Annotated in this window: 3 protein-coding genes; all 3 read right to left on the bottom strand. The window is 63.4% G+C overall.

The annotated features are described in order from the left end of the window. The coding region (locus QJT78_RS50805; protein ID WP_281460622.1) for a 2-dehydropantoate 2-reductase N-terminal domain-containing protein at positions 1-270 on the bottom strand (270 nt) is incomplete at its 3' end. Positions 271-446: 176 nt separating this feature from the next. Next, positions 447-1397 carry a GDP-L-fucose synthase gene (locus QJT78_RS50800; protein WP_281460862.1) on the bottom strand — a complete coding sequence of 317 codons (951 nt, stop codon included), beginning with the start codon at positions 1395-1397 and terminating at the stop codon, positions 447-449. After that, positions 1369-1849 (bottom strand): GDP-mannose 4,6-dehydratase (locus QJT78_RS50795; protein ID WP_281460861.1); only part of this gene is annotated, 481 nt, incomplete at its 5' end. The genes QJT78_RS50800 and QJT78_RS50795, both read right to left, overlap by 29 nt.

Here is a 1849-nt window from a genome sequence, read left to right as displayed (position 1 = left end):
GCGGCGCGACGGCGTGCCGACCGCGATGAAGACGGCATCGGCGTCCGCGACCGGCTTCGACAGATCGGTGGTGAAGTCGAGCCGCTTGGCCTTCACATTGGTCGCGACCAGTTCGTCGAGGCCGGGCTCGTAGATCGGAATCTCGCCCCGATGAAGCGCCGCGATCTTCTTCTCGTCCTTGTCGACGCAGGTGACGTCGTGACCGAAATCCGCAAAGCAGGCTCCGGACACCAGTCCCACATAACCCGTTCCGATCATCGCGATTCGCATGAAAAACTCTTTCCGTTGAAGACGGATGTTCCACTGAACACCCTAGACCATTTCTGTATCCGGTCGCACGCCCAACATTAGGGCAGGTTGCTTCGCGAACCGAATAAACCTTAACCGCCGCGCGTGACAGGCATTGCGGTCATCTCCTGAAATACGCGACATGCATTGGTTGCATTCTACGTATGCGACAGATACGCCTCGTATGCGCGTCTTACGCCGTCCTCGAGCGAGGTCGTCGCGCGCCAGCCGAGCTTGGCGAGACGGCTGACGTCCAGCAGCTTGCGCGGCGTTCCGTCGGGACGCGAGGTATCGAAACTGATCTCGCCGCCGTAGCCGACGATGTCGGCCACGACACGCGCAAACTCGGCGATGGTGATGTCCTCGCCGGTACCGATGTTGACCAGCTCCGCGCTCGAATAGGTCTTCATCAGGTGCACGCAGGCATCCGCCATGTCGTCGACATAGAGGAACTCGCGCCGCGGCGTGCCGGTGCCCCAGACGATGACGCTCTTTGCTCCTGCGACTTTTGCCTCATGGAAGCGGCGGATCAGGGCGGCGACGACGTGGCTCAGCTCGGGGTGATAATTGTCGCCAGGCCCGTACAGATTGGTCGGCATCACGCTGATGAAATCGCTGCCATACTGGCTGCGATAGGCCTCCGCCATCTTGATGCCGGCGATCTTGGCAATCGCATAGGGCTCGTTGGTCGGCTCCAGCGGACCTGATAGCACGGAATCCTCGCGCAAGGGCTGCGGCGCCAGCTTCGGATAGATGCAGGACGAGCCCAGAAACATCAGCTTCTCGGCGCCGTTGAGATGCGCGGCCTGGATCACGTTGGCGGCAATCGCGATGTTGTCGTAGATGAACTCGGCGCGCAGCGTGTCGTTGGCGACGATGCCGCCGACCTTGGCCGCGGCGAGGAAGATCACTTGCGGCCGCACTTTCGCGAACCAGTCGAACACGGCGGCCTGGTTACAGAGATCGACCTCGCGCCGGTCGACCGTGACGAGCCGCACGTCCTCCCGCGCCAGCCGGCGCACCAGCGCGGCTCCGACCATGCCGCGATGGCCGGCGACGTAGACGCTCTTGCCCTTCAGCTCAAACGGTGCGTTTGCCACTGGCCGCATCCCGTTTTGCCTCCGCCAGGTCGCTCGTCATCATCTCCTCGACGAGCTGGGCAAAGCTGTGCTTCGGCGTCCAGCCGAGCACCTCGCGCGCCTTGCTGGCGTCACCGACGAGGAGATCGACCTCGGTCGGACGGAAATAGGTCGGATCGATCTTCACCACGGTCTTGCCGCTCGTCTCATCGACGCCGGTCTCCTCGACGCCCTTGCCGCGCCAGGCGATGCGGCGGCCGACATGGGCAAAGGACAGCTCGACCATCTCGCGCACCGAGCGCATCTCGCCGGTGGCGAGCACGAAGTCGTCGGGCTTGTCTGCCTGCAGGATCCTGTGCATGCCCTCGACGTAGTCCCTGGCATGGCCCCAGTCGCGCTTGGCTTCGAGATTGCCGAGATAGAGCGTCTGTTCCAGCCCGACCTCGATACGCGCGACGCCGCGGGTGATCTTGCGGGTCACG

Origin of the sequence: Bradyrhizobium sp. Mp27 (assembly GCF_029953005.1) — a bacterium.
Taxonomy (GTDB): domain Bacteria; phylum Pseudomonadota; class Alphaproteobacteria; order Rhizobiales; family Xanthobacteraceae; genus Bradyrhizobium; species Bradyrhizobium barranii.
Note: the sequence above shows the minus strand (reverse complement) of the source record. Positions and strands in the feature narration are given on the sequence as shown.